The 23,305-nt window shown below is 47.0% G+C and carries 16 protein-coding genes; 13 read left to right on the top strand and 3 right to left on the bottom strand.

The window, feature by feature from the left end; all coding sequences use genetic code 11:
• Nucleotides 1-31: 31 nt before the first annotated feature.
• Complete coding sequence (gene recF, locus GK091_RS00080; protein WP_164034613.1) at nt 32-1,117, bottom strand: DNA replication/repair protein RecF; 1,086 nt, start codon at nt 1,115-1,117, stop codon at nt 32-34.
• Nucleotides 1,118-1,289: 172 nt separating this feature from the next.
• Between recF and pdhA the strand changes: the two genes are divergently transcribed.
• The 7 genes from pdhA to GK091_RS00045 all read left to right on the top strand — a co-directional run bounded on the left by pdhA (nt 1,290) and on the right by GK091_RS00045 (nt 9,917).
• Nucleotides 1,290-2,348 (top strand): pyruvate dehydrogenase (acetyl-transferring) E1 component subunit alpha, encoded by a 1,059-nt coding sequence (gene pdhA, locus GK091_RS00075; RefSeq protein WP_164034612.1) that lies wholly within the window; start codon nt 1,290-1,292, stop codon nt 2,346-2,348.
• 194 nt (nt 2,349-2,542) lie between these two features.
• Nucleotides 2,543-3,481 carry a ring-cleaving dioxygenase gene (locus tag GK091_RS00070; protein WP_164034611.1) on the top strand — a complete coding sequence of 313 codons (939 nt, stop codon included), beginning with the start codon at nt 2,543-2,545 and terminating at the stop codon, nt 3,479-3,481.
• Between the two features lie 75 nt (nt 3,482-3,556).
• Nucleotides 3,557-4,186, top strand: a complete 630-nt coding sequence (locus tag GK091_RS00065) for an alpha/beta hydrolase (protein WP_164034610.1) — start codon at nt 3,557-3,559, stop codon at nt 4,184-4,186.
• Nucleotides 4,187-4,216: 30 nt separating this feature from the next.
• A complete protein-coding gene (locus tag GK091_RS00060; protein WP_164034609.1) occupies nt 4,217-4,513 on the top strand; it encodes a muconolactone Delta-isomerase family protein in 297 nt (98 codons plus the stop codon).
• A gap of 194 nt (nt 4,514-4,707) precedes the next feature.
• Entirely contained in the window at nt 4,708-5,157 is a 450-nt protein-coding gene (locus GK091_RS00055) for a barstar family protein (RefSeq protein WP_164034608.1), read from the top strand.
• Between the two features lie 103 nt (nt 5,158-5,260).
• Nucleotides 5,261-8,614, top strand: a complete 3,354-nt coding sequence (gene mfd / locus GK091_RS00050) for a transcription-repair coupling factor (protein WP_164034607.1) — start codon at nt 5,261-5,263, stop codon at nt 8,612-8,614.
• A gap of 40 nt (nt 8,615-8,654) precedes the next feature.
• Complete coding sequence (locus tag GK091_RS00045; protein WP_164034606.1) at nt 8,655-9,917, top strand: SUMF1/EgtB/PvdO family nonheme iron enzyme; 1,263 nt, start codon at nt 8,655-8,657, stop codon at nt 9,915-9,917.
• 81 nt (nt 9,918-9,998) lie between these two features.
• Here the strand turns inward: GK091_RS00045 and GK091_RS00040 are convergent, their stop codons facing one another.
• Nucleotides 9,999-10,709, bottom strand: a complete 711-nt coding sequence (locus GK091_RS00040) for a ComF family protein (RefSeq protein ID WP_164034605.1) — start codon at nt 10,707-10,709, stop codon at nt 9,999-10,001.
• A gap of 120 nt (nt 10,710-10,829) precedes the next feature.
• Here GK091_RS00040 and GK091_RS00035 point away from each other — a divergent pair, with 120 nt between their 5' ends.
• From GK091_RS00035 to GK091_RS00015, 5 genes are all read left to right on the top strand, one after another.
• On the top strand, nt 10,830-11,123 hold the full coding sequence (locus GK091_RS00035) for a hypothetical protein (protein ID WP_170312661.1): 294 nt from the start codon (nt 10,830-10,832) through the stop codon (nt 11,121-11,123).
• 16 nt (nt 11,124-11,139) lie between these two features.
• On the top strand, nt 11,140-14,445 hold the full coding sequence (locus GK091_RS00030) for a DUF4175 family protein (protein WP_164034603.1): 3,306 nt from the start codon (nt 11,140-11,142) through the stop codon (nt 14,443-14,445).
• A 161-nt stretch (nt 14,446-14,606) separates the two neighbouring features.
• The gene (gene mnmG, locus GK091_RS00025; protein WP_164034602.1) at nt 14,607-16,466 is read left to right on the top strand and encodes a tRNA uridine-5-carboxymethylaminomethyl(34) synthesis enzyme MnmG; all 1,860 of its coding nucleotides are present in this window, start codon (nt 14,607-14,609) and stop codon (nt 16,464-16,466) included.
• Nucleotides 16,467-16,752: 286 nt separating this feature from the next.
• Nucleotides 16,753-17,424, top strand: a complete 672-nt coding sequence (locus tag GK091_RS00020; protein ID WP_317166257.1) for a class I SAM-dependent methyltransferase — start codon at nt 16,753-16,755, stop codon at nt 17,422-17,424.
• Nucleotides 17,425-17,908: 484 nt separating this feature from the next.
• Entirely contained in the window at nt 17,909-19,717 is a 1,809-nt protein-coding gene (locus GK091_RS00015) for a tetratricopeptide repeat protein (protein ID WP_246202103.1), read from the top strand.
• Between the two features lie 88 nt (nt 19,718-19,805).
• Here the strand turns inward: GK091_RS00015 and thrC are convergent, their stop codons facing one another.
• Nucleotides 19,806-21,116 carry a threonine synthase gene (gene thrC / locus GK091_RS00010; protein WP_164034600.1) on the bottom strand — a complete coding sequence of 437 codons (1,311 nt, stop codon included), beginning with the start codon at nt 21,114-21,116 and terminating at the stop codon, nt 19,806-19,808.
• Nucleotides 21,117-21,337: 221 nt separating this feature from the next.
• Between thrC and pruA the strand changes: the two genes are divergently transcribed.
• Complete coding sequence (pruA, locus tag GK091_RS00005; protein WP_164034599.1) at nt 21,338-22,969, top strand: L-glutamate gamma-semialdehyde dehydrogenase; 1,632 nt, start codon at nt 21,338-21,340, stop codon at nt 22,967-22,969.
• Nucleotides 22,970-23,305: the final 336 nt, after the last annotated feature.

Here is a 23,305-nt window from a genome sequence, read left to right as displayed (position 1 = left end):
AAGAATCGGACTGCGACTGGATCGTTATTACCTATCCGCCAATCTCAAAAAAGCGTACATCAGTCTGTACATTGGCAAGTAGTTCACGGGTGCGCTCCGGGCGGGCGTCGCTAATGAAAAGCTGTCCGAACGTACCTTCATCCATTAGCTGGATAAGCTTACCGATGCGTCGGTCATCGAGCTTATCGAAAATATCGTCCAGCAATAAGATTGGCTTGACCTCCTTCTCGGCTTGAAGCTGATCAAACTGGGCCAGTTTCAGAGCAATTACAAATGTTTTCTGCTGCCCCTGTGACCCAAATTTTTTCAGTGCCACATCACCGATCATAAAGCCATAGTCATCCTTATGGATTCCCATGGTCGTACGCTGCAACACCGTGTCACGCCGACGGAAATGACGGAACTCTTCCGCAAAGTTCGAGTCACTTACTTCCGATTCATAAACAATATTCACCGTTTCACGCGCTTCGCTCAGGTAGGCGTAGTGGGCCCGGAAAGCAGGCAAAAACTCCTCAACGAACAATTTCCGCCGATCGTGTATCTTCTGGCCCAGGTCCAGCAAAGGAACGTCGTAAGTATCCAATAGGTCATTGTCGACCTGGTTCCGTTCGGCAAATAGTTTCAACAAGCTGTTCCGCTGCTTCAGTATCTGCTGATACATCAGGTAGTTTCGGAGGTAATCGGCATCGAGCTGCGACAATACGCCATCAAAGAAATGGCGTCGGTCTTCGCTATGCTCCCGTACGAGATCCGTATCGTTCGGTGCGACCAACACGACCGGAAAGCGGCCAATGTGCTCACTGATGCGTTCGTACGGCTTCTTATCGGCCATCAACACTTTCCGCTGTCCCCGCTGAATACTGATCGTGATCTGCACAGACCGATTGTGTTCCTCAAAAACGCCGTCAAGGATGAAGTAGTCGGCATCGTGCAGAATACTTAGCGCATCCTGACTCTGGAAGGCACTTTTGCTCAGTGCCAGAAAATAAACCGCATCCAGCAGGTTGGTTTTACCGCTCCCATTTGGTCCAACGATCACATTCACCTGCCGCCCGAACGTATACCGGCCATCTTCATAGTTCTTAAAATTGGTCAGGCTCAGCTTTTCCAGGTGCATAGGTGTATTGTATAACACTATAATGCGTAATTTCGCAGCAGTTAATTGTTCATCTAGCTCATTGGACTAAATAAGCAATTGATATTGGCAACAAAGATACGGTCGGTTTGTTAGGTAAACAGGCTCTCAATTGTCGCCAACCGACTGCTGATTTATATTGAACTCATTCCTCATGGCAAGCGTCAAAGAGAAATCCGAGCGGGCACCCGCTAAAGAGAACGGCAAAGCTCCAGCTGCTGCAAAAGCAGAGCATCCTAAAGAGCGGTACATGTACTGGTACGAATCCATGCAGCTACAGCGGAAATTCGAAGAAAAAGCCGGTCAGCTTTATGGACAACAGAAAATACGGGGTTTCTGTCACTTATATATCGGTCAGGAAGCCTGTTCGTCAGGTTCTTATTCAGCACTGACCAAAGACGATAAGTGGATTACGGCGTATCGCGACCATGGTATCCCACTCGCCCTTGGTTCTGATCCGAGTGCGATCATGGCTGAGTTATTCGGTAAACAAACGGGTTCCTCGAAAGGAAAAGGCGGTTCGATGCACATCTTCGATAAGTCCGTTAACTTCGTTGGCGGCCACGGTATTGTCGGTGCGCAAATTCCGATGGGAGCGGGTATCGCGTTCTCGGAGCAATACAACAAAACCGGAAACCTCTGCATCACCTTCATGGGTGACGGTGCTGTTCGGCAGGGTGCGTTGCACGAAGCCTTCAACATGGCCATGCTCTGGAAGCTACCTGTTATTTTCGTCGTTGAGAACAACGGATACGCCATGGGGACGTCGGTTGCCCGTACATCGAACGTTACTGATCTGTACACGCTTGCCGAAGCGTACGATATGCCTTCTGAGCCAGTCGACGCGATGAGTGTCGAAGCGGTTTATGAGTCGGTTAGCCGTGCTGCTGAACGCGCGCGTGCCGGAGAAGGGCCAACCTTTCTTGAATTCCGTACCTATCGGTACCGGGGTCACTCCATGTCCGATCCGCAGAAGTACCGTAAGAAGGAAGAGGTTGAGGAGTACAAAATGCGTGATCCTATTGAACAGGTGAAGGCTACAATCCTGTCGAAAGGGATTGCAACCGAAGAAGACCTGGCGGCCATCGATCAGAAGATCAAAGTTATTGTGGATAAAGCCGTCAAATTCGCGGAAGAGTCTCCATACCCACCCGCCGAAGAAGCTTACAAAGACGTTTACATGCAGGAAGATTATCCATTCCTGATGGAGTAACTATCGTTTGAAATTTGATCTACTACGACACAGACCGCCCGAAAGCGATCCGATAACAATAAAAAATGTCTGGCCTCTACGGGTTGGACATTTTTTATTGAACATTTTTTTTCAATTAATTGTATATACATTAAATGTAATGACATTATAATTGTAGGTGTAAATCAATCAACCCGTTAATAACACATACGCATATGGAAACCCTCATAAATGGCCTTCACCACGTTACCACGCTAGCCGGTGACACGCAAGGAAACGTTGATTACTATACAGACATCCTGGGTCTTCGGTTGGTCAAGAAAACGGTCAACTTCGATGCACCGGATGTCTATCACTTATACTATGGCAACGAGACGGGTTCGCCGGGAACGATCCTTACGTTCTTCCCCTATGGCAAACTACCCCGTGGTCGTAAAGGCGTTGGTCAGCTAACTTACACCGCCTTCTCGGCACCAGTAGCCTCGCTACAATTCTGGATGGATCGCTTGCATGAGCGTACCATAACGTACGCAGGTCCTTACAAACGCTTTGATGAAACGTATCTGCGCTTCGAGGATTTCGACGGCATGGGTATCGAACTCGTGTTCACGAACGACGATCAGCGTCCGGGTTGGGACAACGGCCGGATTCCGGCGGAATTCTCACTACGCGGATTCCATACGGTCACGCTGAACGAATTGAATCCGGATCGCACGATCAGGCTTCTAACCGACAGCATGCAGCATACGCTCGTTAGTGAAGAGGAGGGACGGTTCCGGTTTAAAGCGGGCATCGGTGGTTCCGGCAATTACGTGGATGTGCTTCATTCGCCGAAGGACGTGCATTCGTTGCAAGGCGCTGGGTCCGTACACCACGTCGCGTTCTCGACGGATTCGGACGAAACACAGCTAGTCATTCAGGAGCAATTGATGCGTGCCGGTTATCACGTAACGCCGGTTCAGGATCGCAATTACTTTAACAGTATTTACTTCCGTGAGCCCGGTGGTATTCTTTTTGAGGTAGCGACCAACCCACCGGGATTTGCCGTTGATGAGCCCGTTGCTGAGTTGGGAACATCGCTCAAATTGCCTGCCCAATATGAGGCACGCCGGGCAAAACTGGAAGCAGCATTGCCAGCGATCAGTATAAAATAGAGGAATACAGCGTCGCATAGATTAGACAATCTCTGAGACGCTGTGCTTACCCGTAAACGTTATCTCCATATCCTTATGATCCACAATCCGAACAACATCCGAACCGCTGGAAAGCCGCTCGAAGAAGCATCGAAGGTGATGATTATGGTTCATGGCCGGGGTGGTTCGGCGAACGATATCCTTTCCCTGGCAGGCCATATCAACGATACTGATTTTGCGTTTATCGCTCCCGAAGCGCAGAGCAACACCTGGTATCCCTACTCATTTCTGCGGCCAACGCAGGAAAACGAACCTTACTTATCGTCAGCGTTAGATGTTCTGGCAAGTCTCCGGGCCAGGTTACAAGCTGACTTCAATTTTAAGATGCCTCAGGTTTACTGGCTAGGATTCTCGCAGGGTGCTTGTCTATTACTTGAATACATAGCGCGCAATCCCACCCAATATGGTGGAGTCTTCGGCTTGAGTGGTGGGTTGATCGGGCCCGAAGGAACACCCCGAAACTACGAAGGCACCTTCGACAACACGCCCATTTTTCTGGGATGTAGTGATCACGATTCGCACGTACCAAAAGAGCGTGTTCTGGAATCGGAAGGGATATTTCGGGGAATGGGCGCTGAGGTTACGGCGAAATTGTATCCAAATTTTCCGCACTCGATCAACGAAGATGAGCTAAAGATTGTTAATTTGCTGATAGCCGGAAGCTAATTGTCCGGCCGACGTTTAACGACAATGCCTATGAGCCAGTATATGGTTGAATTTGACCTTCCGGCTGTGATGGATGAAGGTTTCACAAACCGCATCCCTGCCCAACGGCTCAAAGTGGAAGAATTAATGGAGAAAGGCTTCCTGCTTTCGTATTCACTTTCCGTCGATCGCCAAAAGCTGTGGTGCATCTTCAAAGCCGATTCGGAGTTGGAAGTTATGGAATCAATATCGGAGTTTCCCTTGATAAAGTATATGACACCGATGATCACCGAGTTGATGTTTCACAATATGGTGGCTGCTCGAATACCCTTATTTTCATTGAACTAATGAAGTCAAAAAACCTCCTGATTGGAGGTTTTTTCTTGCCTGCAAGAGCGGTACTTTTGCAGGCTTAATTTGCCCAAAAACGTACAAGTAACCAGGTTTAAACTGGTTACATAAGATTATAAGTAACTGATTATCAGTTCCACGTGAAAACATCTTCCAAAGCCTTCAAAACCACCAATTTTTAGCATAAGCATATGACCCCAAACATCTTAATCTGCCAGTCGGAACGTGAACTCGAAGCCCACTTTGCAGACGACTTCATTGCCCATATCGATGGTAAAAAGACAGTCACACTTCGCCAGTTCTACGAAGAGATAGCCGACTTACTGGAGATACCTGACCTGAGTTTTAACCTGGAATCGCTGAATGATTCGCTGAACGATTTGCAGTGGCTCGAAGACGAACGCATCGTTTTATATGTTACCAACACGAATGACTTTATCAGCAAAGAGCGTGATCCGGCTAAAATGGGAAGCGTCCTGAGCCTGCTGGATGCCACCGCCGAAGACTGGAAATGGATCGATGAAGACGATCAGGCTATCGACAAAAAAGAGCTAATTGTTGTGCTGGAAGACAGTCCCCGCATCCGGAAACTGCTGGATCAGGAGAGTATCGATTATAAATTATTGGCCGATCTGAAATAAGCCTGGGACGCAACAAATTTCCCAAACCTGCTGTTACATCTACGTGCCGCCGGAATGTCCTTCCAGCGGCTTTTCGCGTTTGCTCATACAACCTGAACGTCGCTTGAAACCAGAAGAATTGCTCGGTATTTACGCCGACGATAGTTTTATAAAATTGCTAGCTGAACCGTTCAGCCACAAACCGTCCAGCGATCCGCAACGCCTGCAAATCAAAGGGATGGCCGGAAGTCTAGACGCTGTACTGGCCTCGACTATTTTCAAATCGGTGGGCGGCAATCACTTATTTGTGCTGACGGAACGCGACGAAGCGGCTTACTTCTTCAATGACCTCCAGAATCTGCTGGGTCGGGAGGTTTTGCTGTTCCCGATGTCGTATAAGAAGCCGTACCAGTATGAGGAAGTTGAGAACGCAAACGTGCTGATGCGGGCGGAGGTGCTCAACAAGCTCAATCCAGCTCCCAAAAGCGGCTTGCTGATGGTTACGTATCCGGAAGCGTTATCGGAGAAAGTGATCAACAAACGGTCATTGCAGGCCAATACCTTGACAATTCGGGTAGGGGAGAAGCTGGATACAAACTTTGTAGCCGAGCTGCTTCAGAATTATGAATTCGAGAAAACGGATTTCGTCTACGAAGCGGGACAGTTTTCAGTGCGTGGTGGCATTATCGACGTGTTTTCGTTTGCCAGCGAGTTCCCATTCCGGATCGATCTGTTCGATGATGAGGTTGAAAGCATTCGCAAGTTTAGCCCGGAATCGCAGCTATCGACCGACCCTGTTGATTTTATCAACATCATACCGAATATTCAGACCAAACTCATCGAGGAAACCCGCGAACCATTCTTCGACTTCCTGCCTGATGCGACTACGATCTGGGTGAAAGATGTTGAGTTTACGCTCGAAATGATCGAGAAGTGTTACGAGAAAGCCGAGCAAAGTTTTACAACGGTATTGGCCAACAGCGGAGGTATTCAGATTGTAGCAGACCCGAATGATCTGTTTGAAACCAGACGAAGCTTTCTCAATCAATTGAAAGGCTTCAGGACGGTGGAATTTGGTCGTAAATTCTATTTCAAAACCGAGGGCCGGCAACAGTATCATTCCAAACCCCAGCCCTCGTTTAATAAAGATTTCAAGCGTCTGGTCGATGTACTGGGCGAGAATCAATCGAAAGGATATACCAACATCATTGCGGCTGAATCATTCAAACAGCTCGACCGGCTAAAAACCATTTTTGAGGAACTTGACCCATTCGTTAAGTTTCAGCCGATGACTGTTGGTTTGCGGGAAGGGTTCATTGACGACGCGCTAAAAATAGCCTGCTTCACGGATCACCAGATATTCGATCGGTATTACAAATTTCGCGTTCAGGACAAGTTTTCCAAATCGAAAGCGCTAACCTTACGCGAATTAAAAACGCTTCAACCCGGTGATTACGTGACCCACGTCGATCATGGAATCGGTCGCTTTGCCGGTCTAGAGAAAGTAGATCATGCGGGCAACGAACAGGAAGCGATTCGCTTGATTTATCGGGATAATGACATCTTGCTAGTCAGCATTCACAGCCTCCACAAGATCGCGAAATACAGCGGTCGGGAAGGTGGGCCGCCAACCATGAGCAAGCTGGGTTCGCAGGAATGGGAGCAGAAGAAGTCACGCATTCGGAAGCAGGTAAAAGACATTGCCCGCGAACTGATTGCCCTGTATGCCAAACGACGCAATGCGCCTGGCTTCGCTTACAGCCGCGATAGTTTTCTTCAGGTCGAACTCGAATCGTCTTTTCTCTACGAAGACACCCCCGATCAGGCGAAAGCAACCAACGATGTCAAGGACGATATGGAGCAGCCGCACCCAATGGACCGGCTGGTTTGTGGCGATGTTGGGTTTGGCAAGACAGAGATCGCTATTCGTGCGGCTTTTAAAGCCGTAACCGACAATAAGCAGGTAGCGGTGCTCGTGCCGACAACGATTTTGGCGATGCAGCACTTCAAGACGTTCAGCGAACGCATGGCCGACTTTCCGGTAAAAATTGAGTACATAAACCGCTTCCGGACGGCAGCCCAGACGAAAGAAATTTTGAAAGGCGTTGCTTCCGGTGAAATCGGTATTCTGATTGGAACGCACCGAATCGTCAATAAAGACATTAAATTCAAAGATTTAGGCTTGCTGGTTATTGATGAGGAGCAAAAATTTGGCGTTAAAACAAAAGATCGATTGAAAGAAATGCGGGTGGAAGTGGATGTGTTGACGCTCACGGCGACGCCTATCCCACGTACGCTGCACTTTTCGCTTATGGGTGCGCGTGACCTCTCCGTCATTGCTACCCCACCGCCAAACCGCCAGCCTGTAACCACCGAAGTTCATCCGTTCAATGAAGCAACGATCCGCGATGCAATCAGTTACGAGGTTCGGCGCGGTGGTCAGGTTTTCTTCGTTCACAACCGCGTCAACGATATTGAATCGATCGGTAACCTGATCTTGCGACTGGTTCCTGAAGCGCGGATTGGCGTTGCCCACGGCCAGATGGAAGGTGATAAGCTGGAACGCGTGATGACCCGATTCATCGAGGGCGATTTCGACGTACTCATTTCGACCAACATTATCGAATCCGGTCTTGATATCTCTAATGCCAACACGATCCTGATCAATAACGCGCACTACTTTGGCCTGTCCGATCTGCACCAGATGCGCGGTAGGGTAGGCCGTTCGAACCGAAAAGCCTTCTGTTATCTATTGACTCCACCGCCGTCGGTGATGACATCGGATGCTCGGAAACGACTCCAAACCCTTGAGGATTTTTCGGACCTGGGCGAAGGATTCAAAATCGCCATGCGCGACCTCGACATCCGTGGCGCGGGTAATCTGCTGGGAGCGGAACAGAGTGGTTTTGTGAATGATCTGGGTTTTGAGATGTACCACAAAGTACTGGACGAAGCGGTGCAGGAATTACGGGAGAATGAGTTTAAGGATTTGTTCGAGACCAAACCCGGTGATCTGAAACTGGCTTTACCGGACACGATCATTGAAACCGATCTTCAGGTGGTTATTCCCGAGCGATACGTATCTAACATTTCGGAAAGACTGGCTTTATACACCCGGTTAGACAGTATTCAGGATGTCGACGAATTGAACGCATTCAGTCAGGAAGTTTCGGATCGCTTCGGCCCAATGCCGGAAGAAGTCAAAAATCTGATCAAAATGGTGAACGTTCGGTGGAGTGCAGAACGGTTATACCTTGAAAAACTGACGCTTAAGAATAATATCCTGAAAGGATACTTCGTTTCTAACGGGAATGATGACTTCTTCAAGTCTGACCGGTTTGGCAAGGTAATTGAGTACATTAAACGAAATCCAGCCCGTTGTTCGTTGAAGGAACTGAAAAGCCGCCTAGTATTTACGCATAACGACGTATATTCCGTTGAGCAACTGACAGAAATACTGGGAGAGTTGACAAATTAATTACGATTTTTGCACCTACGTTTTTACACAAAATAGAGCAATGATTCAAAAGTATCACCTGCAACGAGTGGCTTATGTGCTACTGGCAACGGCGGCCCTTGCATCTTGTAAGTCTAAGCACCCAACCAGCGTGAAACCTGGCAAGCAAAGTACGGCTACGGGTATTGCTTACAACCAGAAAGATGGTTTTCAGGTCAAGAAATTTGCGGGACAGAAAGCTGGTCCGAACCTTGTTTTCATTGAAGGGGGCCGGTTCACGATGGGCGCGCTCGAAGAGGACGTGATGAACAGTCGCGATAACCGGGAGCGCACCGTTTCGATCCAGTCGTTCTACATGGACGAAACCGAAATGGCGAACGTCCACTACCTTGAGTATCTAAACGCCATCACGCGCGACTCGTCCGAAGAAGTAGTAAAAGCGGCTTTGCCTGATACAACCGTTTGGGCAAATCCACTTTCGTTCAATGACTCCTATGTTACTCAGTATCTTCGTTATCCGGCTTTCCGGTATTACCCCGTTGTCGGCGTATCGTGGGTACAGGCAAGTGATTACGCGGTATGGCGGTCAAATGCCGTAAACAATGAGTTGGCAAAGGGGGGTGCTCCGAAGAAAAAGGGGGGCGGTTTCTCGCTGAAACGGAAATCCAAAGCAGCTGAAGAACCTGCTCTGGCAGAAGCCTCAACGTCAACGACTCCGTCAAAACCAAGTTTGGAAAGCGGCATGATTCTACCCGACTATCGTCTTCCAACCGAAGCCGAGTGGGAATACGCGGCAAAAGCCCTGATCGGAACGCAGTACATGGATGAGAATCAGATCAACCAGCGGATTTATCCGTGGGATGGCTCGTCGGTACGGAACCCTAAGAAGGGTCGGAAACAGGGTCAGATGCTGGCCAACTTTAAACGTGGTCGTGGTGACTATGCGGGTATTGCTGGTCGCTCGAATGATGGCGCGATCATCACAGCGGAGATCTATTCGTATCCTGCCAATGATTTCGGTTTATACAACATGGCCGGAAACGTAAATGAGTGGGTATATGACGTTTATCGTCCGTTATCGTATCAGGATGTAAATGACCTGAACCCGATTCGTCGGAACGGCTACCTGGATGAAGCCAAGGATTACGATTCGAAAAATAAGCAGTCGCTGATCGATGATAAATTGCGCGTTTACAAAGGTGGTTCCTGGAATGACGTAGCGTATTGGCTGTCTCCGGGTACACGTCGATTCCTGGATCAGGATTCGGCAACGGCAATGATTGGTTTCCGTTGTGCGATGATCGGTGTTGGCCGTAATAAATAGCGTCCCTGATTAGCGAAAAATAAACGTAGAGTGCGGCCATTCATCAATGAATGGCCGCTTTTTTATTCCCCATAGTTTCTATTACCGATGCGTAGCAGCTAACGTAAGCACACCGACCGATTTACAGCCAGCCTGTAATAGCTCAATGGCGCAGGCTTCAATCGTTGCCCCTGTTGTTAGTACATCATCGACAATTACGACGGTTTTGCCCCGAATCTCTTCTGGGTTAGGCACCGCAAATACCGTGTTTACATTCTGCCAGCGTTCGATTCTATTCTTTCGCGTTTGTGATTCTTTGAACCGTTTCTGGATAAGCAAGTCTGTTCGTGCCGGAACGCCAAGCGCTTCGGCAAGTCCTTCCGCAATCCAGTCAGCCTGGTTATAACCGCGCTGTTGCTGACGGCTTTTGTGCAACGGAACGCCAATCAATACGTCTATATCCTGAATCAGATCACTTTCTGCTTTCAGCTGACTACCATACCATTCTGCGATCTCCTTTGCAGCCTCTTTTTGACCCTTGTATTTGATCTGATGGATTAGCTTTTGCACGATTCCTGCTTTTGAGAAATACATGAACGAAGCAACAAACTCAATAGGCACTTTGCCGCCAAACTTGTTGAGCAACGTTACGTCGTAGGGCTGGCGATGCTGACCTGTTTCGGGTAAGTTAATTCGACAATGCGTACACAGTAGTTTTTCGTTAATATCCAGTGATCGATTGCAACCCAGACAAAGGGTAGGAAAAAGTAGATTTATAAAGTCAACGGATAGGGTGCGGATAAACCGAAACATGGTGATTGTTCGTTAGTTAATAGAAATCATTGTAAATTACACAGAACAATAAATACCTGGATTACTGTGAATACAAAACCCATAGATGAGGCTTGGGAAGTGTTGCTTGATCAACTGGAAATGTTGGTTGGAAAACGCCCGGCTGACCTCAACGCCGTTTTATTCCTGATTGGCGTACAGGAACTGGGCAAAGGTCCCAGACGATTTTCTAAAGAGGTCAAACAGGACTTAATGCACATTGCCGTCTGCCGCGTTTTGAGCCAATCGGGGTATTATACATTTGATGGCTACGATAAAGATGGGTGGCCTCAATGGACCCTGATAAAATCAATTCCTCATGCCGATTTATTGGCTCAGGAGAATTTTCTAAAAGAACACGTTATCACTTACTTCCAGTCTGAACTCGTTCAATAGCTCAACCTGAACCCCTATGCACTCATCAAACTCGTACACGATGTTAGTGCAACGCATCGAGGAATACAAGAAGCGTTACTTTCAGAATCAATTGGTGAAAGGCGTTTTGTTCTTCATTGCCTTGCTCGGAAGTGGCTACTTACTGATCAACACGGCCGAATTTATTGGTCGGTTCGATTCTACAGGACGTGGCATTCTTTTCTTTGGTTTTTTGCTGACCGTTCTGGCTGGTTTATATCTGTTGGTCCTGCGACCACTCATGAGTCTTTATGGACTGAACAAGCCGTTATCGAATGATGAAGCGGCTAAACAGATTGGTCTCTTTTTTCCGGAGATAGGGGATAAGCTTCTGAACACGCTACAGCTCCAGCGTATCTCGACCGACCAGAGCGACCTACTGGAAGCAAGCCTGAATCAGCGTTCACAGCAGTTGCTCATCAACCGATTTTCTAATGCCATTCAGATTAGTCGCAACCGACAGTTTCTGAAATACGCAATACCGCCCCTTGCCCTTATCTTGTTGATACTAGTGTTGAATCCAGCCTTTTTCACCAGCTCATCAACGCGATTAGTAAACTATAATGAGGAATTTGTAGAAGAAGCTCCTTTTCAATTTGTCGTGCAGAACAAATCGATGAAGGCGTTTCGAAATGAGGATTTCCCACTTTCTGTTAGGCTATCAGGCGACGCATTACCTCAATCTGTTTACGTGGTTACCAACGGAACACGGTTTAAACTTGAGCAGTCGGGAGATCGGTTTACCTACAATTTTGATAACCTGCAACGGGATCTTAATTTTCATTTAGAGGCATCAGGTTTTAATTCTCCCACCTATAAAGTGACGCTCATTGATCGCCCGGCTGTACTGTCGTTCAACGTTCGGCTCGATTATCCGGCTTACCTCAACAAGCCAACCGAGCAGTTGGCGAACGTTGGTAACCTGCTTGTGCCACAGGGAACAGTAGTGAATTGGGAGTTTGCCGCCGATCACACAGATTCGCTTTTGCTTCGTTTTAACACCGACGCTAAACCCACACCAGCACGCTTAGCGGATGCCAACACGTTTACGGTCAATCGCCGGTTAATGCAGAACGCCATGTACACGGTGTCGCTGAAGAATGGTCAGATTTCAACACCGTCAACTATCCAGTACAATGTTCAGGTGATACCCGACCGCTTCCCACAGATTTCGGTTGATCGTATTCAGGACACGGTTACGTACAATTATATCGCACTTTCCGGGCTGGTTTCGGATGATTACGGTTTTTCTAAACTGCGGTTAAACTACAAGATCAATCGTAATGGGAAGCCATCACCTATGTACAGTAAGGAGATTCCTGTCAACCGATCGACCACCTCACAGAACTTTATTTATAACTGGTCGCTCGACAGTTTGAAGCTCGGCCAAGAAGACCGTCTGGAATATTTCGTTCAGGTGTGGGACAACGATGGTGTGAATGGACCCAAGTCCAGCCGATCGAATCAGTTGAATTTCGTCATCCCATCGAACGCTGAAATCCAGAAACAAGTCGATGAATCGGCGGAGAAGACCGAGCAGCAAATTGATAATGCACTTAGCAAAACACAGGCAATCAAGAAAGAGCTAAGCGCCATGGAAGACCGAATGCGCACCAAGAAATCGTCAGACTTTCAGGATAAGAAACAGCTGCAGGATATTTTGCAGAAGCGTGAAGAACTGATGAAAGAGGTTCAGAAGCTTCAGGAGCAGTTCCAGAAAACGAATGATACGCAGCAGCGCTTTGCGGAGAAAAATCAGGAGATGCAGGACAAAATGCAGCAGTTGCAGAAGCTTTTCAATGACTTGCTTGATCCTGAATCGAAACAGCTTTATGAGCAATTGAAGCAGCTACTGGAACGCAAGCAGGATGAAAAAGCATCTGAAATGCTCGATAAGTTAAGTCGAAAAGAGCGCAATCTGGAACGTGACCTAGACCGGGCGTTGAAGCTCTTCAAGCAAATGCAGCTGGAACAAAAAGTTAACAACATTGCGGAGAATCTTGAGAAACAGGCGGAGCAGTTGGACAAGCAGGCTGAAGAAAATGCCAAGAAAAATGAATCGTCTGAAGAGCAACAGAAGCAACAGGAAAAGTCACAGGAGGATTTTAAGAAGACCGAAGAGCAACTAAAAGAGTTGCAGAAGCAGGCCGAGAAAGATGAACTCAACAAGCCTGAATCCTCAGAAAAGGAACAGCAAGAAATTGAGAAGGAGATGGAAGAGGCCACGAAGCAGATGAAACAAAATCAAAGCAAAAAGGCTTCGTCGTCGCAGAGCAAATCGGCCAAATCAATGCGTTCCATGAGCAAATCGATGAAGGAATCGATGGAGTCGTCGGAGATGCAGGAAATGCAGGAGAACATGGATGACCTTCGGAATATTCTTGAGAATCTCATTACACTTTCCTTCGGACAAGAGCATGTCATGAAGGATTTTCGTGGTATGAGCCTACAGGATCCCCGCGTGACCAAGCTGTCGCAAGAGCAACTGAAACTTCAGGATGATGCTAAAATTATTGAGGACAGTCTTAATGCATTGGCCAGCCGTGTCGTGCAAATTCAGTCGTTCGTAACCCGCGAGCTGACAAACATGAAATCGTACATGGACGAAAGCGTTCAGCAATTGCGTGATCGTCGGCTGAGCATGGCAGCCTCGAAACAACAGTTTGCTATGACATCCATTAACAACCTTGCTTTGATGCTGAGCGACGTGTTAAAAAACATGCAGCAACAAATGAATGCCATGGCAATGCCCGGCAAGGGAAAAGGTAGTAAGAAAGGAAATAGTCCGGGTAGTGAGATGGGGGAGATGCAGAAGCAATTAAATGGCCGTATGCAGCAGCTTCAAAAAGGCGGGAAGACGGGCAGGGGACTTTCCGAAGAACTTTCGCAAATGGCCGCTGAGCAGGCGATGATTCGTAATCTGCTTAAGAAGCTGGAAGAGAGTGCAAAAGGGACCGAAGCCGGTAAGCAACAGGAGAAGCAGGTTAAAGAACTAATGGAGAAAATGGACGAGACGGAAACTGATTTGGTCAATAAACGTGTGAATCCGCAAACCATCAACCGTCAGAATGAAATCTTGACTCGCCTGCTTGAGTCCGAAAAAGCGCTCAAGCAGCAGGAGGAAGATCCAAAGCGCCAAGCTGAAGCAGCTAAGTCAACGAAGCGTAGTTCGCCCTCTTTCTTTGATTCTACGAACATGCAGAATAAAACGAAACAGGTTGAAGTACTTCGGTCAGTGACGCCTAACTATAATCTGTTTTACAAAAAGGAAGCCAATCAGTATTTGCAAAAAGTAAGTAAATAGAGATTGATTACCCGTTTCTTTTTTAACCGTCAGTCTGGCACAAAGGCTGACGGTTTTTTGTTGCCCTACTATTAAGTCATTCACGTTTTTTTGCTTTTCATCAACTTTTATCAATTTTGTGAAAAGTTTCCACGTGAAACATTTTTCAAAAATCATCAAAAATGTTTTCTTCTTACGATGTCATTGTAGTTGGAGCAGGGCACGCCGGTTGTGAAGCGGCTAGTGCTGCCGCCACTATGGGTTCTAAGGTATTGCTCATCACAATGAATATGCAGACCATTGCACAAATGTCGTGTAACCCGGCTATGGGCGGTGTTGCCAAAGGGCAGATTGTGCGTGAAGTCGATGCACTTGGCGGACTGTCGGGAATCATTAGTGACAAGAGTATGATTCAATTTAGAATGTTGAATCGATCGAAAGGCCCTGCCATGTGGAGTCCCCGTTGTCAAAGCGATCGGCACGTGTTTGCGTCAGAATGGCGAAAAGCGTTAGAAGAAAACAGAAATATTGATTTCTGGCAAGATACCGTTAATGAAGTACTTGTTAAAGACGGTCATATAACGGGTGTAAAAACCAGTCTGGGTGTCGATTTTTTTGCCAAAGCAGTTGTCCTCACAAACGGCACGTTCCTAAATGGTCGAATGTTTATTGGCGAAAAAATATTCGGTGGCGGACGAACAGCGGAGCGAGCGGCAACGGGTTTGACGGAACAGCTGATTACGCTCGGTTTCGAGTCGGGTCGGATGAAGACCGGAACTCCTCCCCGAGTCGATGGCCGAAGTCTCAATTATGATTTGATGGAAGAACAGCTAGGTGACGAAAAACCAGGCAAGTTTTCCTACACGAATACCCCAGCCCTGACGAAACAACGCAGCTGCTGGATAACGTACACAAATCAGGCTGTTCATGACGAACTCAAGAAAGGGTTTGAAAAATCGCCCATGTTTACGGGTCGGATCAAAGGGCTGGGTCCGCGCTACTGTCCATCGGTCGAGGATAAAATCAATCGGTTTGCGGATAAAGATCGACATCAAATTTTCGTAGAACCGGAAGGATGGGATACTGTCGAAGTCTACGTGAACGGATTCTCGACCTCGCTACCCGAAACGGTTCAGTACGATGCCTTGCGAAAAATACCTGGCTTTGAGAATATACGCATGTTCAGACCAGGCTATGCGGTTGAATATGACTTTTTTCCACCCACGCAATTAAAGCCAACACTTGAGACGCAGTTAGTCAAAAATCTCTTTTTCGCCGGTCAGATCAATGGTACAACGGGCTATGAAGAAGCGGCTTGTCAGGGTTTGATGGCCGGTATCAATGCGCACCGAAACGTGAACGAAGAAGCTGAATTTACGATCAAGCGTTCAGAAGGCTATATCGGTGTGTTGATCGACGATCTGATCACGAAAGGCACCGAAGAACCATACCGCATGTTTACCTCAAGAGCTGAATACCGTACCTTATTACGGCAGGATAATGCAGATCTGCGGCTTACTGAGAAGGGCTATGCCATTGGTCTGGCATCGCAGCAACGGTATGAAATGATGGTTACCAAACGTAGTGGTATTGCCCAACTAACCGAGGCAATACGATTAGCTAAAGTAAAACCGGAAGAGATAAATGATTGGCTGGAAGCTAAGGGTAGTTCCCCATTACGCGAGAAGAACAGTCTATACACACTCCTGAAACGGCCAGAGATAGACCAGTCTGACGTAAAAGAGTTGCTGAGTTTTCTTCCGGATATGCCTGGGGTAGGGGAGGAGACTTTGGAACAAACGGTCATTGAGATCAAGTACGAGGATTACCTCAACCGGGAAAAACAGAATGCCGAGAAACTAGATAAATGGGAAAGTTTGTCGATCAATCCAACATTCGACTATGACCGGCTCAAAGCGTTGTCGTTTGAAGGAAAAGAAAAATTAAAACGGCTTCGGCCAGCAACGATTGGTCAGGCATCCCGCATCAGCGGGGTAAGTCCTTCCGATGTTTCGATTCTTCTGGTCTATATGGGCCGTTAATTAATTAGTCAGGCCCTGGTTGCGTAACAAGTAATCAGGGCCTCCTTGTTTTCACGCAATTCACCCTCTCATCTTGGAAACCACACACTCATGTCCAGTTTGTGACAGCACTGCATTTACGCCTTTTTTGGTTTGTAAAGATTATCTCGTTAGTAGTGAAAAATTCACGATTGACCAATGCCAAACCTGTGGATTCAGATTTACAAACCCGCGACCTGATAAAACGTCGATAGGCTCTTATTACAAATCGGAGCAGTATGTTTCGCACAATGATGAGAGCAGTGGATTGATCAATACAGCGTATCGGTTAGTTCGTAATCACACGCTTCAGTCGAAGTTAACACTGATCAACAAACTCAACGGGGGCAAGGGTCAACTGCTCGACGTAGGTTGCGGGACGGGCGCTTTTCTGGATACATGTAAACAGGCTGGTTGGCAAGTGTCAGGGATGGAACCCGATCAGGACGCTCGTGCTATTGCGCAAAAAAAACTGAACGCCGATATTCAGCCAAGCCTTGAATCGCTTAGCGGGAAGCAACCCGTTGACATCATTACGCTGTGGCATGTACTCGAACACATTCCGAACCTGAACGAGACAATACCGCAACTTAATAACTTACTTGACCCAAAGGGGACGTTGCTGATTGCTGTTCCGAACTCAGACTCTTACGACGCTCAGTACTTCAAGGAGTACTGGGCCGCTTACGATGTACCTCGTCACCTGCATCATTTTACCCCATCAACCATTGAGGTACTATTCAAAAAACATGGGTTAACGCTTGTTGACAAAAAGCCTATGGTATTTGACGCATTCTATATTGCTATGCTGAGTACACGGTACATGACAGGTAAGACCGATTATCTGAAAAGTGTGCGGATAGGATTAGCCTCGAATAACCACGCCAAGCAAACAGGCAACTCGTCCAGTTTGATCTATCTCTTTCAAAAGAGCCGATAAGCCAGTTATTCACTGCCTAAGAGGACCTTTTTCAGCTTGATAGGGAAAGGTCAATTCTAAATTAAAAAAGTTAAAATTTTATGTGTATAACCATGTGTATAACTAGGGGTTAAACGTGGATAAATTGTTTATAAAGGGATAAGAGGATGTGGATGAATCGAGCAGTAATCCACATCCCTTTTTTTTCGGACGATTCTTGTGGAGAAACTACGACATATCACAAACTCACCCACACGCTGTCCCCACTCGAAAATGTGCACAAAATTTATTCACAAATCCACACTCGTTATGCAAGAAAAATGTGGATAAAATGTTATTTACCTAGCGACCAGTAGGTTAGAAGTGGATAACATTAAACTGGTACGTGGATATGTTGTGGATCTTATCCACATTATGTATCTTGAGAAGTGGACAACTTATTTATACACATATCCACACAGCTAATGGTTATAATAATGTTTCTTTAAAAAATCTTTTATATAAAATGTTAATAAGGTCAAAAGTCTTTGTTGGGCTGATGTGGCTCTTGTCAGCCGGACTTGCCTTGGGGCAGGGGGGGGCGACGTTGGCCGAAGAATATTACAAAGCAGGGGAGTTCGAAAAAGCCGCGAACGAATATGCCAAGCTGTTGAAAACCGACGTGACCTGGATTCGCCTGTCGCGGTATGTGAATAGCCTGCAAAAAAGTAACAAGACGGATGAAGCCGCCAAATACCTGCGCAAGCAGGAACGAAGCGATGAGCCGAACCGCCCATACTACCAATTGCTGATGGGCCAGTTAGCTACCCAACAGGGTGACACGGTGCTGGCGAGTAATCAATTTAATGCGGCTTTGCAATCGAGCAAGTCAGCGACCAACAAGCTCGAAAAGATAGCGAGTGCCTTCAACGAAGCAGGAGAGGCCCGCTGGGCGGTCCGGGCACTCGAGACGGCCCGAGAGGTCAGTAAGGAGCCAACGGCCTACAGCGAGGACTTAATGGGCCTCTACCGGGCGACGGGTCAAACCGAAAAAGCGATCAATGAAATCATAACAACCAGTAAACAGCCAGACAAAAAAGAAACGGTGCTGGCAGCCCTTCAGGGGTTTATCAACACCAAGGATGAGCCACTTGTGGAAAAAGCCCTGTACGCCAAAATACAGCAAGAACCGAATGAACTCGCCTACAATGAATTATTGATCTGGTATTTTGTGCAAAAGCAGAAATTTGGCCGAGCCTTGCTACAGGAGAAAGCGACTGATAAGCGCGTAAAACTGAACGGTAGCCGTGTATATGATCTCGGCATGCTGGCGATGAACAACAAAGAGTACAAAACAGCCGCTGAGTCGTTCGAATATATAACCACGACGTATCCACAGGGTCAACTCTATCCGTTTGCTCGGCGGCTGGTTATTCAGGCTCGCGAAGAGCAAGTGAAAAATACGTATCCGGTTGACAAGGTTGAAATTCGTAAATTGATTGGTGACTACCAGAAAATGCTTCAGGAAATCGGCACCAATGTTAAAACGCTCGAAGCCCTCCGGAGTACGGCCAATCTATACGGCAATTACCTCGACAGCAAAGACACAGCCTTAACGGTGCTTGATCTAGCCATTGAATTGGGTAAGACGGACAAAAATTTCGTTGACCGTTGCAAACTCGACAAAGGCGATATCTACTTGCTGAAAGGGGAACCTTGGGAATCCACACTGCTGTATTCTCAGGTTGAAAAGTCACAAAAAGAAGAGTTGCTGGGTTATGAGGCTAAGCTGAAAAATGCCAAGCTTCACTACTACCGAGGAAATCTAGTGGTAGCCAAGGATATTCTGGATGTATTGAAAATTGCTACATCGCGCGAAATAGCCAACGATGCCGAGCAGTTAAGTTTGCTGATTGTGGATAACACGGGCATGGATAGTACCGAAGCCGCCATGCGCGAATACGCAGCCATCGATCTGCTGCTGTTTCAAAATAAAACGGATGAAGCTATTGAAGCGCTCAAAGGCATGTGGACAAAGTACGCCGAACACCCACTGGCTGATGAGATCCTTTGGCTTCGCGCAAATACTTACCTTAAACAGGGGAAGAACGCAGAAGCGCTGGAAGATTTGAAAAAGATAACCGCTTCCTACCCGAAAGATATTCTGGGTGATGATGCGCTGTTTACGCAGGGAAAGATTTATGAAGATCGGCTGAAAGATAAAGCAGCCGCTATGGACGCATACCAAAAGGTTCTGACACAATACCCCGGAAGTATTTATGGTGCCGAATCCAGGAAACGATTCCGGGCGCTGCGTGGGGATACCGTTAATTAATTGTGTTACTAGTTATCCACGTGTGTTGGTAGTTATCCACAAAAAAGGCCTGCCGTTTGACTGTCAGGCCTTTTTTGTGGATAACCGTTTAGGAAACGGATTGCAGTAAAGATTCTTTGAAAACCTCGTAATCAGCAGGGATGCGGATGCTTTGCTTATCCCGATCAGCCAAAATGGCTAGCCGCTCAGGAACACGAATAGGGCGTCCTAGAACCTCTTCGACCAGCGGCTTAAATTTCGACGGATGAGCCGTAGCCAGAGCAACACCCGTGTAATCCAATTTCGTTTCTGCCAGATAAGCTTCTAGTCCCATAATGCCGATAGCCGTATGAGGACAGGCCACATAGCCGTATTGATCATCGATTCGCTGCATCCCCGCCCGGGTTTCGTCATCATCGTAAAAATAGCCAGAAACGTTTTCCTTGAAGCGATCATACCCATCGCTGTAGAGATGAGAAAGCCGAACGAAGTTACTGGGACTTCCAACATCCATCGCATTGGAGACCGTAGCAACAGATGGCTTAGTTGCATACAATCCCGTCTTTATGTAAGCGGGTACAACATTGTTCAGGTTGGTTGCTGCCACAAAATGGGCTACCGGCAGGCCCATTTGTTGGACCATGGCACCGGCACTGAGATTACCAAAGTTTCCGCTTGGGGTAGAGAAAACGACGGGCTTGCTATACTTGCGCACCTGTCCATAAGCGCGAACGTAGTAAAAGCCCTGTGGAATCAATCGAAAGATATTGATCGAATTCGCCGATGAGAGCGACAGATGCGTATTCAATTCAGGGTCAACAAAAGCCTGTTTAACGATGGCCTGACAATCGTCGAATGAGCCATCTACTTCAAACGCCTGAATATTGCCGCCAAGTGTGGTCAGTTGTTTTTCCTGAAGTTCGCTCACCCGCCCCGTGGGATATAAGATAGAAACGCGAACACCCGGAACGTTATGAAAACCCATCGCGACAGCTCCCCCAGTGTCACCTGAAGTAGCCACCAGAATATTTACTTCCTTATCATTACGGTTCGAATAATAAGACATTAAGCCTGCCATGTAACGAGCACCAACGTCTTTGAATGCTAGTGAAGGACCATGAAACAGCTCCAGTACACTCGTCTTCCCTGGTTCGAGCTCAACAATCGGTGTGTCAAACGAAAAAGCCTGATGAGTCAGATTTTCCAGATCAGCCGTACTAATCTCATCACCGAATAAAGCTTTACTGATTTCAAACCCAATGTCGGCCAACGACTGACCGGCGATCTTCTCGAAAAAATCGGCACCTAAATGCGGTAGGGGAGTCGGCATGTACAAGCCTTTATCAGCAGGTAAACTGTGAAAAAGGGCTTCCTCGGCGGAAACAGTTTGCTGAGGGCTATTTGTGCTATAAAATCGCATAAAGAAAGTCAAAGTAAAGTTACAAAGTACGGTAAATCAGTTTAATGAATCGAACTCAAGCCCCTGAAAATATGTAAAACTGATGTGGATTAGTGGATAACTAGACCAACCCGTACATTTACGGGCTAAAATGCTTCACAACACAAAAGGAGCGATTGGTCAGAAAAGCAGAGTAACCGTTGCTAACTAAGGCCATATCGTCCCATAATCATCAATTAGTTATGTCGATTGGGTTATTTAACGTTCCAAATCCAGTAAACGAACCGGTGAAAGAGTACCGGCCAGGTTCATCAGAACGCGAAGCGTTAACGAAAGCCTTGCAGGATTTCCGCGCTACAGAAACTGATATTCCAATGTACATTGGCGGTCAGAAGGTGCGAACAGAGCGCAAACTGCGGGTTTCGCCACCCCACGATCATCAGCATACGCTCGGGTATTTTCACGAGGGAGATGCACAGCATGTTGAGCAGGCAATTGACGCTGCTTTGGCCGCGAAGGAAAATTGGGCTAGTTTGACATGGGAACACCGAGCCAGCATTTTTCTGAAAGCAGCGGATTTATTAGCCGGCCCGTACCGGGCAAAAATCAACGCGGCAACAATGCTTGGTCAATCGAAGAATGCATATCAGGCTGAGATTGATGCTGCCTGCGAGTTCATTGATTTTCTTCGCTTCAATGTTCATTACGCAACAGAAATATATCGTCAGCAGCCAAATTCATCACCGGGTGTCTGGAATCGCTTAGAATACAGACCGCTGGAAGGTTTCGTTTTTGCGTTGACGCCGTTCAACTTCACGGCCATTGCCGGAAATCTGCCTACATCGGCGGCCATGATGGGAAACACGGTTGTGTGGAAGCCAGCTTATACACAGGTATTATCCGCCAAAGTCATTATGGATGTATTGACAGAAGCGGGTCTACCTGACGGCGTAATAAACCTAATTTACGTGGATGGCCCTGTGGCTGGTGACGTGATTTTTAATCATCCGGATTTTGCAGGCATTCATTTCACCGGTAGTACCGGTGTCTTTCAAACCATCTGGGGAACGATTGGAGCCAATATCCACAAATACAAATCGTATCCTCGTATCGTTGGTGAAACAGGGGGTAAAGATTTCGTCGTTGCCCACGAATCCGCAGATGCGGAAGAAGTGGCGACAGGGCTGGTGCGTGGTGCCTTCGAATACCAGGGGCAGAAATGTTCAGCTGCCTCACGCGCGTACATTCCATCAACATTGTGGCCAGCTGTTGAAGCAAAAGTGAAACAATTCCTAAGCGAGATCAAAACAGGCGCGGTCGAAGACTTTACCAATTTCGTTAATGCTGTGATCGATGAAAAATCGTTTAAAAAAATCACAGCTTATATAGATGCGGCTAAAAAAAGTGATGCGGTACGGATTGTGGCCGGTGGAAACTACGACGGCTCGAAAGGGTATTTTATAGAACCAACCGTCCTACAGGTAAACGATCCTCAATACAGAACCATGTGCGAAGAGATATTCGGACCCGTACTGTCGATCTATGTGTACGAGCCATCTGAATTTGACGCTATTCTTCAGGTTGTCGACACAACATCGCCTTATGCGCTGACAGGATCTATCTTTGCGAAGGACCGGTATGTGATCGATCAAGTATCAAAAGTGCTCCAGAATGCCGCTGGTAACTTTTATATTAACGACAAACCAACGGGGGCGGTAGTGGGACAACAGCCATTTGGCGGTGCCCGGGCGTCTGGAACGAATGATAAGGCGGGATCTGCGCTGAATTTGTACCGGTGGGTTTCCGCACGTACAATTAAGGAAACTTATGTGAGTCCCAGGCACTTTGCTTATCCATTCTTACAGGCCGATTAAATTATTTGAAAAACTTTTGTAAGAGACTTGCATTCATAAAAATAGTCTCCTACTTTTGCACTCCCAAACACGAACAGACGGTAGCTAGCAAATAGTAATCGCCTTCTTATCAAGTAGTTAAACAGGAGAAAGTTGAAAAATTTGAAAAAATAAATTTCAAATTTTTCTTGACAAGAAAGAAAAAGTGCAATACCTTTGCACTCCCAAATATAAGGAAGGCCAACAACGGTTGGCCACAATCTCGAAAGAGAGACAGTTCTTTGACGTATTGACATCAAATAGGTTAGCATCAAATAAGGCTAATGACAACGTGATTAACTAGTTTAGTCACAAATA

It is taken from the genome of Spirosoma agri (genome assembly GCF_010747415.1).
Taxonomy (GTDB): Bacteria; Bacteroidota; Bacteroidia; order Cytophagales; family Spirosomataceae; genus Spirosoma; species Spirosoma agri.
This window is presented reverse-complemented; position numbering and strand designations above follow the sequence as displayed.